General features: G+C 73.9%; 14 protein-coding genes. 5 read left to right on the forward strand and 9 right to left on the reverse strand.

Annotated features, from left to right (window positions below; translation table 11 throughout):
* Positions 1 to 49: 49 nt before the first annotated feature.
* Together ADK55_RS25205 and ADK55_RS25210 are read right to left on the reverse strand one after the other, a co-directional pair.
* On the reverse strand, positions 50 to 982 hold the full coding sequence (locus tag ADK55_RS25205) for a hypothetical protein (protein WP_053682073.1): 933 nt from the start codon (positions 980 to 982) through the stop codon (positions 50 to 52).
* Positions 983 to 1,067: 85 nt separating this feature from the next.
* Positions 1,068 to 1,679, reverse strand: coding sequence for a hypothetical protein (locus ADK55_RS25210; RefSeq protein ID WP_053682074.1), 612 nt, complete (start codon positions 1,677 to 1,679; stop codon positions 1,068 to 1,070).
* Positions 1,680 to 1,997: 318 nt separating this feature from the next.
* On the opposite strand from ADK55_RS25210, the gene ADK55_RS25215 reads away from it, so the two are divergent.
* Positions 1,998 to 2,945, forward strand: a complete 948-nt coding sequence (locus tag ADK55_RS25215) for an RICIN domain-containing protein (RefSeq protein ID WP_053682075.1) — start codon at positions 1,998 to 2,000, stop codon at positions 2,943 to 2,945.
* 28 nt (positions 2,946 to 2,973) lie between these two features.
* Here ADK55_RS25215 and ADK55_RS25220 read toward each other — a convergent pair whose 3' ends face one another.
* The 3 genes from ADK55_RS25220 to ADK55_RS25230 all read right to left on the reverse strand — a co-directional run bounded on the left by ADK55_RS25220 (position 2,974) and on the right by ADK55_RS25230 (position 5,297).
* Positions 2,974 to 3,990 carry a glycoside hydrolase family 43 protein gene (locus ADK55_RS25220; protein WP_234350229.1) on the reverse strand — a complete coding sequence of 339 codons (1,017 nt, stop codon included), beginning with the start codon at positions 3,988 to 3,990 and terminating at the stop codon, positions 2,974 to 2,976.
* 265 nt (positions 3,991 to 4,255) lie between these two features.
* The gene (locus ADK55_RS25225; RefSeq protein ID WP_199826620.1) at positions 4,256 to 4,717 is read right to left on the reverse strand and encodes a Crp/Fnr family transcriptional regulator; all 462 of its coding nucleotides are present in this window, start codon (positions 4,715 to 4,717) and stop codon (positions 4,256 to 4,258) included.
* 277 nt (positions 4,718 to 4,994) lie between these two features.
* Complete coding sequence (locus ADK55_RS25230; protein ID WP_053682076.1) at positions 4,995 to 5,297, reverse strand: hypothetical protein; 303 nt, start codon at positions 5,295 to 5,297, stop codon at positions 4,995 to 4,997.
* A gap of 319 nt (positions 5,298 to 5,616) precedes the next feature.
* Between ADK55_RS25230 and ADK55_RS25235 the strand changes: the two genes are divergently transcribed.
* Positions 5,617 to 7,545: a glycoside hydrolase family 5 protein gene (locus ADK55_RS25235; RefSeq protein ID WP_053682077.1), complete on the forward strand. Its 1,929-nt coding sequence runs from the start codon at positions 5,617 to 5,619 to the stop codon at positions 7,543 to 7,545.
* Between the two features lie 471 nt (positions 7,546 to 8,016).
* A complete protein-coding gene (locus ADK55_RS25240) occupies positions 8,017 to 10,749 on the forward strand; it encodes a DNRLRE domain-containing protein (protein ID WP_199826621.1) in 2,733 nt (910 codons plus the stop codon).
* An 82-nt stretch (positions 10,750 to 10,831) separates the two neighbouring features.
* On the opposite strand, the gene ADK55_RS25245 is transcribed toward ADK55_RS25240, so the two are convergent.
* A complete protein-coding gene (locus ADK55_RS25245; RefSeq protein WP_053682078.1) occupies positions 10,832 to 11,239 on the reverse strand; it encodes a DUF3224 domain-containing protein in 408 nt (135 codons plus the stop codon).
* 108 nt (positions 11,240 to 11,347) lie between these two features.
* Here ADK55_RS25245 and ADK55_RS25250 point away from each other — a divergent pair, with 108 nt between their 5' ends.
* Entirely contained in the window at positions 11,348 to 12,322 is a 975-nt protein-coding gene (locus ADK55_RS25250) for a helix-turn-helix transcriptional regulator (RefSeq protein ID WP_053682079.1), read from the forward strand.
* Between the two features lie 159 nt (positions 12,323 to 12,481).
* Here the strand turns inward: ADK55_RS25250 and ADK55_RS25255 are convergent, their stop codons facing one another.
* Entirely contained in the window at positions 12,482 to 12,976 is a 495-nt protein-coding gene (locus ADK55_RS25255) for a hypothetical protein (RefSeq protein ID WP_053682080.1), read from the reverse strand.
* A gap of 89 nt (positions 12,977 to 13,065) precedes the next feature.
* Between ADK55_RS25255 and ADK55_RS25260 the strand changes: the two genes are divergently transcribed.
* Entirely contained in the window at positions 13,066 to 13,380 is a 315-nt protein-coding gene (locus tag ADK55_RS25260; RefSeq protein ID WP_053682081.1) for a hypothetical protein, read from the forward strand.
* Between the two features lie 34 nt (positions 13,381 to 13,414).
* Here ADK55_RS25260 and ADK55_RS25265 read toward each other — a convergent pair whose 3' ends face one another.
* The gene (locus tag ADK55_RS25265) at positions 13,415 to 13,942 is read right to left on the reverse strand and encodes an AAA family ATPase (RefSeq protein WP_053682082.1); all 528 of its coding nucleotides are present in this window, start codon (positions 13,940 to 13,942) and stop codon (positions 13,415 to 13,417) included.
* A 98-nt stretch (positions 13,943 to 14,040) separates the two neighbouring features.
* Entirely contained in the window at positions 14,041 to 14,874 is an 834-nt protein-coding gene (locus ADK55_RS25270; protein ID WP_053682083.1) for a MerR family transcriptional regulator, read from the reverse strand.
* Positions 14,875 to 14,954: the final 80 nt, after the last annotated feature.

Raw genomic sequence — 14,954 nt, forward strand, 5'->3', positions numbered from 1 at the left:
CACGCCGCCTCGTGCGGCGTGGGGTCGGTCACGGCGCCGGCGGCGCCGGTCAGTGCTCCGTCCGGCCGCCGAGGACGGCCCGGGCCCGCGGCAGCGCCGCCGCCTCCAGCCGGTCCTTCTCGGCGACGGCACGGTGGTGTTCCGCCCGCAGCGCCGCCGCGTGCAACTCGTCCAGCCGCCCGGCCGTGGCGGACAACCCGGACCGCTCCGCGCACCGCACCTCGGCACGTGCCAGGGCCCGTTCGCGGCCCGGTGACATCGCCGTGGCGGGCGACAGGGCCGCCGCCCGGGTACGGGCGGGGTCCGGGTACCGGTACCCCGACTCCCGCATGCACCGGGCCCACGCCCGGACGCCGTCGGCGTACCGGGGATCGGCCAGGACCCGCCCCCTGCGGATCGCGTCGAGGGCGTGGACGGTCGTCGAGGCCTGGAACCAGGCCCGGAGATCGCCGTAGAGCTCCCGCTGCGCCCCGGACACGCACCCCCGGTCACTGCGCCGGACCACCCCGCCCGTCGGGAGGGCGGCCCGGACCCCGTCGGGGCCGGGACCGTTCGCGGCGAGGAGGGCGAGCGCCTTGCGCCCCGCGGGCAGGGACGCGAAGTAGCCCCGATTGGGATCCCGCACCGCCAGATCGCGCCGGCGACGCTCCAGGTCGCTCCCGTAGCCGTGGGCGCCGGCCCAGGCCGGCTCGGTCAGGACGTAGGGGAACGCCCGCTCGACGGACGGCGGATCGTCGTCGGGGACCGGGTGGTAGTCGAACCCCGCCCGGCGCATGCACGCGCGCAGCAGCCACTGCTCCGCGTCGTGCAACAGGCGGGCGGTCTCGGTGGTGGTCCGGGCGGGTCCGATGCCGTGAGGAACACGCGGGCCGTTCTCGGCGGCCGGGGAACAGCCGGTGAGCGCGGCGGACGCCACCACCACGACGAGCGCGCCGGCCGTCAGGGCGGCCCGGGTGCGGGCACGCGAGGGCACGAAGGGCATGTCGGCTCCGGAACTGCGTGATCGGACCGGTGGGAGGCAGGTCGGGACGGGCCCCGGCGCCGGTCGCCGGGGCCCGTGCGGCGGATCAGCCGGTGATGTTGACGGGCCGGTGCGCGTGGTAGCCGTCGCGCCCGTTCACCCCGTACGAGTGCTGCTTGAACCGGGTTCCGACGCCGCCCGCCTGCTCGTAGGACTTGTAGGCGGTGTGCCCGCTGTTGCTCCAGCCGGCGAAGATGACCACGTGCCGAAGGTCGGCACTGTTGCTGTTCGCCTTCAGGACCAGGTCACCGGGGGCCAGGTCCTTCATGGCGATCCGCCGGGTGAAGCCGTTGTTCTTGAGTCCCACCGTGTTGGGACCCGGCGCCGGCAGCCGCAGGGTCATGGAGACGTATCCCGAGCAGTCTTGGCGGAAGCCGTCCTTCCAACGCTTGACCTGGCTGTACGGGACCGGTCGGCCGTTGTTCGCCGTCAGCCAGGTCTTCGCCCGGGCCAGTACCTGCGCCCGGCTCACGCCGGGCGCACGGACCGCCGCGCTCCCGGCCTGTTCGACCTGCCCGGCGGCGGACCGCGCCGTGACCGCGGCCGAGGCGGGCGGCTGGGCCGCCGGCGCGGCCGGGGCGGTCAAGGCGACCGATCCGGCACAGACCAGCGCGGTCAGCGCAGCCATGCCCCAACGGCCGGTCATGTTCTTGGACATCGTTACTCCCAGTTCGTACAAGGGGTGATGGGCCGGTCCGCGTGGCGGGGCACTGTGCCCCGCTCGTCCGGGTGGCTTGGAGCCGCCCGTCGAGGGCGCCACACATCGGTGCCGGGGAAGCGCGAACGCTTCCACCCGGACCGCGGAGCCGATGCGTCAGAGTCTGTGGCGGCCCGTCAGGCCTCCGCAAGGTTGTCCCGTTTGCTTCGGGGATGTCGGGATCTCTAAGGTTCTGACCTGCTGGGACATGAATGTCCCGGGACAGGGGGACGGCCTCTTGGGGAAGCGTGTGCCGTCCGTGCGGAGAAGGGGGCCTTCATGGCCGACGACGGCCGTCCTGGAGCCGGCCCGGCGCAGCGGCTGGGCGACGCCTTACGCGCGTTGCAGCAGCGTTCGGGACGCACGTTGCGCTCGTTGGAGACCGAGGTGTCGATCAGTGACTCGTCACTGTCGCGGTACTTCCGCGGGAGCACCGTCCCGCCCTGGACCACGGTGCGTGACCTGTGTGTGGTGCTGAAAGCCGACCCGACGGAGTACCGGCTCCTGTGGGAGGAGGCCGAACGCGCCCAACCCAGGCCGCCCGTGCCGACGGAGGCCGCGCCGGTCACCGGCGACCCTCCGGACGAGAACGGGGAGAGCGGCGAGGGCGCCGCCGCGTCGCCGCGTACCCGCCGCGCGGCCTGGACCCGTGCCGTACGCACCCGGATGGGCAGCCGACGGGTCTGCGCCACCACGGGCGCGTTGGCCGGGGCGCTGGTCGGCGCCCTCCTCGCGGTGCTCGTGCTGCGTACCGTCGTCGACGCCGGGCACACCTCCGGTGACACCCGGGCGGCCGCGGCCCCGAACGGCGGCCCGACCGGGGCCGGTTCCACGAGCAAGGGCCCGGGATCAGGGCCGGGCACCGCCGAGAACGACCGGATCTTCGTCAACCGGAACACGGGCGACTGCCTGGACGACAGCCTGGAGAAGGGCCTGCGTTCCTTCGACTGCAACGGGATGAGCTACCAGCGGTGGACCGTGGAGAGCGCGCCCGACGGCACCCGGCAGCTGCGCAACCACGCCACCGGGGCCTGTCTCGACGCCGGCGGCGCGGGGCTGCGCACCTCCGGCTGCGCCGCGGCCGCGTCCCAGAAATGGGTGCTCACGGCCTGGGGCGACGCGTCCGTCGAGGTCCGCAGCAAGGCCACCGGGGCCTGCCTGGACGACGGCCCGGCCGGGTTGCGTGACCTCGACTGTGACCGGACGAACCATCAGAGGTGGGGCTGACACCCGCGCGAGGGGGTCGGGCCGCCCGTCACCGGACCGGGTTGCCGCGCACGACCGGGCGGCCGTCCTCGAACACGAGGTCGGCCAGGTACATCACCCGCCCCCGACCGTCGGGGCTCCAGCCGTGGAAGAGGATCCGGTCCCGGCCGCCCGGGCCCGTCACCACGTCCTGGCCGCCGGGGCCGTGCACGGCGCCGGCGAGCGACTCGGTGGTCACCAGCGGACCGGGTGCCTTCGTGTAGGGGCCGGTGAGGGCGTCCGCCACCGCGTAGCCGATCTTGTACCCGTCGCCCCCGTAGGCGTCGGCCGAGTAGAAGAGCACGTACCGGTCGCCGCGTTTGACGAGCGTGGGCGCCTCGACCAGCGCGCCCTCCCAGTCGCGGTCCTGGCGGATCAGCCGGACGGGGTCGCCGGTGGTGCGGGTCCCGTCCCATGTCGTGGGCTGGAGGTGGATCCACGTGTCCGCCCGGCAGCAGTTGCCGTCGCCCTTCCACAGCAGGTAGCGGCGGCCGTTCTCCGTGTGACTGGCCGCGTCGATGGCGCCTCCCGCCGCGACCGGGCAGACCAGCGGGGCGTCACCGGCCGGCCGGAACGGCCCGGCGGGGGACGAGGCGAGGGCGGCTCCGACGCACTGCCGGCCGCTCGCCCGGTCGCGCGCGGTGTACTGCATCGTGAACCCGCGCCCGTTGGCGTACACCTCGGGAGCCCACACCTGGCCGGGCAGTTCCTCGGCCCAGGCGCCGAGGACGGGCAGCACGCTGCCGGGGTCCACCGACCAGTGGGTCAGGTCGCGCGAGGTGGCGTGCTGGATGTTCTTGCCGCCGGTGTTGGTGGCGTACGCGTGATACGTGCCGCCGACCTTGACGACGTCCGGGTCGGGGAAGTCCTGGTTCAGGACGGGTTCGCCCACGGAGGCACGGGCGGGGGCCGCCACGGGCGTCGCCGCGGGGGCCGCCCGGCGGTGGCCGGCGTCGGCCCGGGCCCCGACGGGGGCCGCGGCGAGCCACAGCGACCCGAGGACGGCGGCGAGCGCGGCACCGACCACCGCGCGCAGGCGCCGTGAGGGCCGCGAGGGGGCGCGTCGCGGGTTTCGTCGGGGGTCCCGGTGGGGGCTTCGGCGCGGGATGCGTCGGGGATGTCGCGCGGCAGGGGGTGGGGGCACGTGTTCCGCTCCTCGGGTGTCCGGTACCGACACCCTCGTCGAGCGGTGTCGGTGTCTCCTTCGACCCTGTGGAACGAGGCACCGGATCCCGGGTTGCGCGGACCCCGGGGCGCGGGGATCCCGGCCGGCGCGAGGGGGCCCCGCCTCCTCAGCGCGTGGCGCCCGTGCGCGGGGCGTACAGGTCGATGAGCCGGGTGCGGGTCTGTTGCAACCGGACGGCGAGGACCCGCCCGACCCAGTGCCCGACCGCGGACCCGAACGCGGGATCGGCGTCCATCAGCATGCGGATGGTCGTCCCGTCGAACTCGTACGCCCGTACCGGGGTCATCGCCTCGGCGCTGAGCTGCCAGGTGTACGGGGGGAACAGCCAGGACCAGCCGACCAACTCACCGGGACCGAGGCTCTGGACTGGTGTGGGCCTGCGGCCGGGTACGGGGATCTCCAGCGTCACCGTGCCGGAGCGCACGATCCAGAAGGAGTCCGCCCGGGTGCCCTCGTCGAAGATCGGCGCGTTCTCGGGGAAATTGACCTCGCGGGCGTGCGACATCAGTCGTCCACGCTGCTCGGTGGACAGGACGGCGGCGATCCGGATGGGGGAAGGTGTGCTCACGACGGCCTCCGATCACGACCCCCCACTGCGCTCTGCTCCCCCCAGTGTCGCCGACTTCCGCCGATCCAGGGTGTGACCGTCGCGCGCGGCGGATCCGGGGCCCGGTGAGCCCGCCCAGGGGCCGCCGGAGCGATCCGTCGCACGGCGATCACCGAGGGTGACCGCGCTCTCCTCTCGTCGCGCGGCGCCGGGATCGGCGTGCTGTTGGCAGCCTCGGCCGATCCGTGGCGGAAGAAACCATTCCGGTGGCTCCGATCCTCATGCCCCGTCGCGCGACTCACTCCTCGGCATTGGCCTCCAGGCAGGCCAGCTCCATCGCGTCCAGCACCGCCTCGTGGCTGCGCTCGCTCAGCTCCGCGACGTTCTCGATCTGCGCCGTGGCCCAGGCGGCGAGGGTCATCACCAGCACCCGTAAGCCGTCCGTGCCGTGCTCGGCGAGGATCGCGTCCGCGACGAGCATGGCGTCCTCCGGAACCTGTTCCGGTGGCTCCAGCCCGGCGAGCCCGCGCAGCATCGCGAGGGTGCGGCGGGAGATCTCCGGGGTCATCCTCGCCAGCCGCATGTCTTCTTCGTCGTCCATCCGCGCCCCACCCTCCGGTGTCGTGCCCAACCCCTCAGGGCACGGTAGAGGCGCGAGACCCTACGCGGGGCGGTTTCGCGGGGGTGGGGGTGCGTAAACGAGTGGCGCCGGGCGCCGTCGGTTGACAGGAACCGGACATGACCGAACGAAACGAACCGGCGACCGTGCGTACCGAGCCCGCCCGGCCTCCCCGGGAGCCCGCCGCCACCGCCCGTGCGTCCCGACCACTCCCGCCGAACGGCTTCCCCCCACCGCGACCCACGGGTAACTTGACCGCGTCAACCGCCCGGCCCCGGGCGGCCGATCCGGCGGGAGCGACATGAACAGCCTTCTACGGGTGGCCCGTCACCTGCTCCCCGGCCTCCTCCTGCTCGCGGTCGCCGCTCCGCCGGCGCACGCCGCCCGGCCCGCACCGGTACCGGGGGTCGCCGCGGCGGCGCCGGAGGCCGGTGCGTGGACCGCACCGCTCTCCACCCGGGGCCGGTACATCGTCGACGCCGAAGGCAACCGCTTCCGCCTGCGCTCCGGGAACTGGGACGGCGCCCAGGGTTCCTGGACCGGCTCCGGGGATCGCGGCGATCCCGCCACCCACCACAGCCGCCAGGACTCCCACGGCATACCGCTGGGGCTCGACCGGGTGCCCCTGACCACCCTCACCGCCGATTTCCGGGCCCTCGGCCTCAACAGCATCCGGCTCCCCTTCTCCAACGAGATGCTCCACGAGACCGCCCCCGTCCCGGACGCGGCCGTCGCCGCCAATCCGGCCCTTCGCGGCCGCACGCCGCTCCAGGTGTACGACGCCGTGGTGGCCGCGCTCACCGACGCGGGATTCGCCGTCATCCTCAACAACCACACCGGCACCACGCGTTGGTGCTGCGGTCTCGACGGCAACGAGCGCTGGAACAGCGGTCGCTCCACCGCCCGGTGGGCGGACGACTGGGTGTTCATCGCCCGCCGCTACCGCGACAACCCGCGCGTGGTGGGCGCCGACCTCTACAACGAGGTGCGCCGCGACGTCTTCGACGACCCCAACTGGGGCCTGGGGGACGGCCACGACTGGCACGCCGCCGCCCAGGAGGCCGCCGACCGCATCCTCACCGAGGCGAACCCGAACCTGCTCATCGTCATCGAGGGCATCAACTGGACCGGCATCCCCCTCGACGGCCTCGCACACGGACGCCCTGCCCTGACACCCGTCCGCACCCTCTCGCACACCCTCGCCGTGTCCGGGAAGCTGGTCTACTCCGCCCACTTCTACGGATACACCGGCCCGCACCACAGCGGCGCCACCGGAATGGGGGAGACCCACGACCCCCGCTACCAGGACATGACCCGCGCCGAGCTGGAACGGACCCTGTACGACCAGGCGTTCTTCGTCTCCGCCGAAACGGGGAAGCACTTCACCGCCCCCGTCTGGATCAGCGAGTTCGGCATCGGCGCCGACGAGAGCGGCGCCGCCCCGCGCACCTGGTTCGAGAACCTCACCTCCCACCTGACCGCCACCGACGCCGACTTCGCGTACTGGCCGTTGGTCGGCTGGAGCACCACGGCCCAGGGCGCCCCGGGCGGCGACAGCTGGGCGATGCTCCGCTACGACCACACGGGCCGACGCGGCGGAGTGCTCGACGCGGGCGACTGGCGCACCGGCCCCTGGTCCGCACTCCTCGGCGCCCCGGGGCGCACGGGACCGGTTCCCGCCACACCCGCCTGGTACCAACTCACCACCGACCACGGGGACCACAACGCCTCGCTGCTCACCAGGGCCGCCGGCGACTGGGACGTCGGGGCCCGCAAGGCCGTGTGCCCCGACGGCTCCCGGCTCACCGGCCTGAGCCACACCGGGGGCCGGGGCCTGTGCGCCACCTCCGACCTGCGCGCCGAGACGGGCGGCCACACCGTCGTCCGGGACGAACGACACGTCCCGCCCGGCGGTGACTGGGCCTCCGGGTACACGAAGTTCCAGTGCCCGGGCGGACAGTTCCTCATCGGGTACGCGCTGCGCGGGGCCCGGGTCTCGGCCGGCCTGTGCGCGCCCGCCCGTACGGCCCTCCCCGCCGGGGCCGGCCGTACGGTCTGGTTCGACCGGGGCGACGCCCGGCCTTCGGGCGACCCGGGCGGCGACTACGCCCTCGGTCACCTCAAGGGCCAGTGCCTGTCGACCGAGTACGCGGCGGGCATCGCCTTCACCACCCGCGCCGCGGCCCGCCAGGGCCCGGCGGCCCTGCTCTGCCGCCCCCTGGCCGGATAGGTCCGGCGCGGCCGGCGCTCGGCCGCGCCAGCGCCCCGGGCGCCCGATCGCCGTGCGCGTTCGGGACCGTACCGTCGAGTCCTGTCCGGCGGCCTCGACCGGCTGCCGGGGAAGGCGTCTGCCCGTACGTCTGTTCATGCGCCCCATCGCCCTACGGGCCTCGGCTTCGAGCCGGGCGCGCGTCCCGCTCCGGGGCGCGGCTGCGAAGAGCGGTGAGCTCGCCGAAGGCAGGCCTGCGACCTGCGGGGACGGTCGTACGGCGGGCCGGCGGCCCGCACCCCGGACTCCTCCGGGGCGTCGAATCCGGCCGGCCGCGATCCGCGGGCTCCTCCGGCCAATGTGGCATCAAATAAGTCAAGTGTGATGACCGGCCCGGTGAATCGCCCTAGGGTGCGCCCATACGCCCGGCCGAGGACGGCTCGACGGCTGTTTTCGGCCACATCGCACACCGCACACCGAACTGGGGGGTTCATGCGTAGATCCAGAGGGACGGCGATCGCTCTCGCCCTGTCCCTGGCCGGCACCGGCGCCGCCATCGGCCTCGGCCTCGTCCCACAGGCAGCGGCCGTCACCCCGCCCGTGGCCTTCACCGCCGACGCGCTGTCGACCTGGCAGCCCAACGGCGTCGTCTGGGCCCTCGCCGAGACCGGCGGTCAGGTCTTCGTCGGCGGCACCTTCTCGACCGTACGTCCCCCCTCGGGCGGCGGCGGCAGCGAGCAGTCGGCGGTGAACTTCGTGGCGCTCGACGCCGCGACCGGCGCCCCGACCTCCTGTGAGCTGGACTTCACCGTCGGCGGCGGCACCGCGACCGTCCGCGCGCTCACCCTCTCCCCGGACAAGAAGACCCTGTACGCGGGCGGCTACTTCGGAGCCGTCAACGGCACACCGGTCTCCAGCGTCGCCGCCATCGACGTGGCCACCTGCACGGTCAAGACCTCCTTCCGTCCGGCCTTCGCCGCCACCGTGCGCGCCCTCGCCGTCACCGGCGACACCGTCTACGCGGGCGGCGACTTCCTCACCGTCGCGGGACAGCCGCGCCAACGGTTCGCCGCCGTGGCCACGGCCGACGGCGCACTGCGCCCCTTCACCGCGAACGCGGACGATCCGGGCCGCGCCGTCGAGGTGACCCCCGACGGGGAGAACGTGCTCCTCGGCGGGGACTTCTTCACCGTCAACGGCACGAACAGCCACGCCCTCGCGGTCGTCGACGCCACGAGCGGCGCGCTCACCAGGTCCTACCCGGGTTTCATCGAGAACAACTCGGTCGTCAAGGACATCGCGACCGACGCCACCGGCTTCTACACCGCCAACGAGGGCACGGGCGGCGGCGTCTTCGACGGCCGCATCGCCCTCGATCTGAGCGATCTGAACCAGCGGTGGCGCGACACCTGCCTCGGTGCCACGCAGGCCGTGCTGCCCTACCAGAGCGTCCTGTACAGCGCCTCGCACGCGCACGACTGCTCCAGCGTCGGGGAGTTCCCCGACGGCCGGCGCCACCACCTCCTCGCCCAGCCGACGGCGAGCGTGGGCAAGCTGGGCTGGGCCCCCGACACCAACGACGGCATCGGCGAGGGCATCGGCCCGCGGGTGATGACGATCGGCTCGAAGGGCGGTACCCCGTACCTGTGGGTCGGCGGTGAGTTCACCACCGTCAACGAGGCCGCGCAGCAGAGCCTGACGCGGTTCTCCTCCACCGGGGACACCGGGGCGCCCACCGTCCCCGTCGCGAGCGCCGTCAGTTTCAAGCCGGGCGAGGTCCAGGTGCGCTGGCGCACCAGCCTCGACCTCGACGACAGCGCCCTGACCTACAAGATCTACCGAAACGGCGCCGCCGGCCCGATCGGCACCGTCACCGCGGACTCGCTGTTCTTCAGGCGCCCGCAGGCCTCCTGGACGGACACCACGGCCTCGCCCGGCCAGTCGTACACCTACCGGGTGACGGCGACGGACGCCGCCGGCAACACCAGCGCCCTGTCGGGGACCTCGACCGTGACGGTGCCGACGTCCGTCGACGCGTACCCGAACGCGGTCCGTACCGACGGCGCCCAGCAGTACTGGCGCTACGACGAATCGGCCGCGCCGTTCGTCGCGGACTCCTCCGACGGGGGGAACCAGAGCGGCATCCACCTGAACGGCCCCGCCCTGCGCCAGACGCCCGGCGCGGTCACCGGCGCGAGTACGGCCATCGGATTCAACGGAACCGACCAGCAGGTCTACGGCGACAAGCGGCAGAGCATCGGCGGCAGCTACTCGATCGAGACCTGGTTCAAGACGAACACCACCCGCGGCGGCAAGCTCCTCGGCTTCGGGAACAACCAGGACCGCAACAGCAGTCAGTACGACAAGCACATCTACATGACCAATGACGGCCGGCTCGTCTACGGCGTCTACACCGGGGCCACCCGCACCATCACGACCCCGGGCAGCTACAACGACAACCAGTGGCACCACGTCGTCGGCACCCAGGGCCCCGGCGGCATGACCCTGTACGTGGACGGCGTCCAGAGGGGAACCCTCAACGTCACCACCCACGAGAACTACACCGGTTTCTGGCACGTCGGAGCGGACAACCTGGGCGGCTGGCCCGACCGTCCCACGAGCGACTTCTGGGCCGGTCAACTCGACGAGAGCGCCGTCTACCCGACCGTGCTCAGCGCGGCGCAGGTACAGAACCACCACACCCTCGCCTCCGCGCCCGCCGACTCCGTCGTCGAGGTCACGGCAGCCGAGGACACCTACGCCAACGCGGGCGCCCCGGGCACCAACTACGGCACCTCGGGCTCCCTCGCCGTGCGCGGCACCGCCCTGTACGCGAGTTACCTGCGCTTCAACCTGCCCGCCGCTCCCGCGGGCACGGTGCTCAAGTCGGCCACGCTCGGCATCAAGACCAGCACGATGAGCGGAGCCGGCACCACCGACACCGTCTCGGTGGTCCCGATCACCGGCGCGTGGACCGAGGGCGGGACCACGTACACCAACCGCCCCGCCCTCGGCACCCCGGCGCTCGGCAGCTTCGGCGGCATCCCGGACGGCTCGGCGGCGCACAGCACCGGGTTGGACACGGCCGGCGTCGCGGGAGCCCTCGGCGGCTCCTACGGCCTGGCCCTGACGAGCGCGGGCACGGACGCGTTGTGGCTGTGGTCCTCGGAGGCCGCCGCGGGCGAGGGGACACCGCGCCTGACGCTGACCTTCGGCGCCCCGTGATCCGGTAGCGGACCCGAGGAGGGGCGCGGACCGATCGGTCCGCGCCCCTTCGCGTGGCGGCCCCGAGCCGCCGGGAGCGTCCCTAGCCCAGGTCGTACGTGAACGCGTACGCGACGGAGGGCTCGCCGTGGCGGGCGGTGAAGGACCCGGAGCCCGAGAGGCCCGCCAACTCCCCCGTGGCGCTGCCCGGGACCACCGAGAACGTACAGCGCGTGGTGCCGTCGGCCTCGAAGGTGCCACGCTCCTCCCACACGAACGTGCCCGCGCGCCCGTCCACCCGGCCCGCCACCAGCTCCATGCCGGCGAAGCCCCCCGTGGTCGGCGACGCGTACGCCACCGTGTAGTCGCAGGTCGTCGCGGCGGCCTCGACCCCACCCGAGAAGGCGTTGGTGACGGTGGCGTGGGCCAGGCGCGGCGTCGCGTCGGCCGGGCCGATCGGGAGTTCCTTCCAGTCGCAGAAGGTGAAGGTGCCGGTCGTGGACGTGGGCATGCGGGTGCTCCCTGCTCTCTGCGGTCGGGCAGGACCTCCGCCCGACGTCTGAGCAGCATCGACGGCATACCTGACACCCTCTGTCAGGTATGCCGCGACAATGGGGCCATGCGCGCCGATCGCCTGCTGTCACTCCTGCTCCTGCTCCAGAACCGCGGCCGGATGACCGCGCCCGAACTCGCCGCGGAACTGGAGGTCTCGGTCCGCACCGTCTACCGGGACGTCGAGGCCCTCGGCGCCTCCGGAGTGCCCGTGCACGCCGACCGGGGGCCCGCCGGGGGATATCGGCTGATGGACGGCTACCGCACCCGGCTGACCGGACTCACCGACGCCCAGGCCGGCTCGCTCTTCCTCGCCGGCGCCCCGGGACCCGCCGAGGAACTGGGCCTCGGCGCCGACCTGGCCGCCGCACAGCTCAAACTGCGAGCCGCACTGCCCGTCGAACTCGCCGCCCGCGCCGAGCGGATCCGGGCCCGCTTCCACCTCGACGCCCCGGCCTGGTTCCGCGACGCGGACCCCGTCCCGCACCTCGGGCGCATCGCCGGGGCCGTGTGGGACCAGAACGTCCTGCACGCCCACTACCGCCGACCTGCCGGCCCGGTGCGGCGCGAACTGCATCCGCTCGGCCTCGTCCTCAAAGGCGGCATCTGGTACCTCGTCGCACGGTCCGGTGAAGCCCTGCGGACCTACCGCGTGGGCCGGTTCCTCGCCGTGGACGTCCTCGCCGACACCTTCGAGCGGCCCGACGACTTCGTGCTCGCCGCCCACTGGGCCGAGTCCTCCGGCCGCCTCCAGGCGGCGCTGAACCCGCGGACCGCCCGGCTGCGCGTCTCGCCGCGCGGCCGAACACTGCTGCCCATGCGGTTCGGGGCGGCGGGGACGCGGGCCCTCGCCGCCGCCGAGGCGGCGGGGGAGGAAACCGACGCGGACGGCTGGATCCGGGTGGACCTCACGGTCGAGACCACCTCCGTCGCGGTCGGCGACCTGCTGGGCCTCGGGGCCGAGGTCGAGGTCCTCGGCCCGCCCGAACTGCGCCGGGCCCTCGCCGAGACGGCCGCCGCGCTGGCGGACATGTACGCGTGAACCCGCGCCGGCGTGCCGCCCGGCGGCCCGCCACTCCGGCCCGGCCCGGTCCGACCGGGACCGATCCCGCTCCGACCTGATCCGCTCCGACCTGATGCGGCCCGACCTGATGCGGCCCGGCCTGACCGGGACCGCTCCGGCCGCGACCGAACCGCTCCGTCAGGTCCGGCGCGGTGGTTCCACCTCCAGGAAGCGGCGCCGGCGAGGCCCCCGGTACAGCAGGCACACCCACCCGAGCGCCTCCAGCACCGCCGCGCACGCCGTCAGCCGCTCCTGCTCCTCCTCCGCCGCCCCGCCGCCGGCCGGGCCCGGCCAGGTGACCTCCACCCGCCCCGCCTCGGCGCCGGCCGCCACCCGGTAGCCCGTGCGGATCCGACGTCCCAGCTCGTCCACCGCCGACGCCGCGATGCCCGCCGCCTCCAGGGCCAGGGCCACCGCGCGACGCATGCCGCGCACCTCCCAAGGCGCGGGAACCGACGCGTCGCCCGAGCCGTTCACCAACCGGCGGATCTGCAGCATTCCCTCGTAGGCCGTGCGCAACTCGGCGTCCCGGGCGGCGCGGGCCGACTCCCCGAGCCCGCCGGCCGCCGACTCCGCCCGGGTCTCGTCGCCGGTCGCGGGCTCGAAGCCCTGCCCGCCCGGTCCTTCCGCCACCGCACACCATCCCGTCTGAGTACCTCGTGCCCAACGGCCTGAGTATCCGCCCCGATTCCCCGGCGCGCTCCCGCTGGTCGAATGGGGACATGACTTCAGAGGCCGAGCAGAGCGCGCACCACCCGCGCATGCGGCACGTGACCACCGCCGGTTCGGCGCTGGCCGTGGCGCTCGTACCCCTCGTGGTCGGGGTGCTGCTCGCCAAGGCGATGGCAGCCGACCCCTACACCCCGGTCAACGCCCTGATCGCGGGCGGCGGCCGGCGCGCGGGTCTGCCCCGCGCCGAGTGGAGCCGCCGCCGGCACGACGCGATGAACCGATTGCGGTCCGCCCGCCACGGCACGGCGCACACGGCCCGGCGCTGCGCGCAGGCCTGCGGACGACGGCTGCCCGACCGGGGCTGACCGGGCGGGCCTGACCGACCGCCACCGAGACGCGCTAGTCGGCCCGTCGCGTCCGGAGCCAGGCGTCGGCGTCCGCGGGCGTGTGCAGGCGGACCACGCGCAGCGGGGCGAAGCGGGGATCGGCGGCCCGGCCGCCGATCTCGGCCCGCCGGTCGGCGTATCGGGACCAGGCCCACCACGCGGGATGGTCGGCCCGCAACCACTCCCGCCAGGCCTCCCGATTCCCGTTGAACAGCCGTTCCCGCGAAAGACTGCGGCGCAACGACCGCGTCAGCACCCTCCGCATGACCACGGACCGCCGGTGGTCCAGCCAGACCACCGTGTCGGCGCGCGCCCAGAGCAGGTCCCGGACCGCGGTCGGACCGGAGGAGTCGAGCACCCACCGCCCGGTGGCGGCGATCCGCTCCATGTCGGCGACGTACGTCTCGCTGACCGCCCACCCCGGTCCGCCGAAATGGAGCGCGTCCACCTCGTGGTACGGCAGCCCGAGGCGCCGGCCCAACGCCCGGGCCAGGGTGGACTTGCCGGCTCCGCTGATGCCGACGACGAGTACGCGCTGCACCAGCGGAGCGTATGCCGCCGGAGGCCGGTGGGCCAGGGACCAGCCGGTCGGAGGTCAGCCGGTCAGGGGTGAACCGGTCAGGGGTGACCGGCCGGGGGTCAGTCGGCCAAGGGCTCCTGGAGTTCGGTGACCCACTGCTCGCGGTCCTCGGGACAGTCCAGGTTCAGCTCGCGCGCGTACCCGGCCGAGCGGTGGCCGTGCGCGTCGATCCAGCGCGCCAACGCCTGGGCGGCCGGCAACACGTCGTCCATGGCGCCCCGGTGCACGACGGTCGCCGCGCGTTCCACACCGGGCAGTTCGACGATCCGTACGGCGCCCCCGAGATCCTCGGCGCGCACGGCGGCCGGGACGGGGAGCCCCGCGTGCACCAGCACCGATCCGGGTCCGCCGTCGGGAGCGGCCTCGTAGTAGGCGAGACCGGGGCCGGTCGGGACCACCCCGGCCGTCCCGATCCGGTGACACAGGTCGTCGTACAACGGACCGATGACCGGACCGATGTCCTGCGGGGCGTAGCTCGCCGCGACGCCGGTCAGTTCGGCGAGCCGGACGGGCGGAAGACTCTTCACGACGATCTCGTCGGTGGGCATGGTTCCCTCGCTCTCGATGGTCCGGAGCCTCGTCTCGACCTGGTGCAGCCGGGCCGCCGCGGCGGCCATGGCGCTCTCCAGTTCGGCCTGCCGCAACCGCAGCATGCCGCGCAGCTCGTCCGCGCCCAACCGCTCGTTCAGGATCGCCCCGACCTGTTCCAGGCTGAAGCCGAGATCCTTGAGCGCGATGACACGGTTGAGGCGGGCGAGTTGCTCGGCCTCGTAGAAGCGGTAGCCGGTCGTGGGGTCGACACGCGCGGGGCGCAGCAGCCCGAGCGCGTCGTAGTGACGCAACATGCGGACCGACACCCGGCCGTGTTTGGCGAAGTCTCCGATGGTGAACATGACGCCTCCCAGTGCAGGCCCTGACACGGGGGGAGAGTCAAGCACGGCCGGGTGGGGCCGACGCGGTCGGGCGCGGAAAG

The organism is Streptomyces sp. WM4235 (assembly GCF_001279725.1).
Taxonomy (GTDB): domain Bacteria; phylum Actinomycetota; class Actinomycetes; order Streptomycetales; family Streptomycetaceae; genus Streptomyces.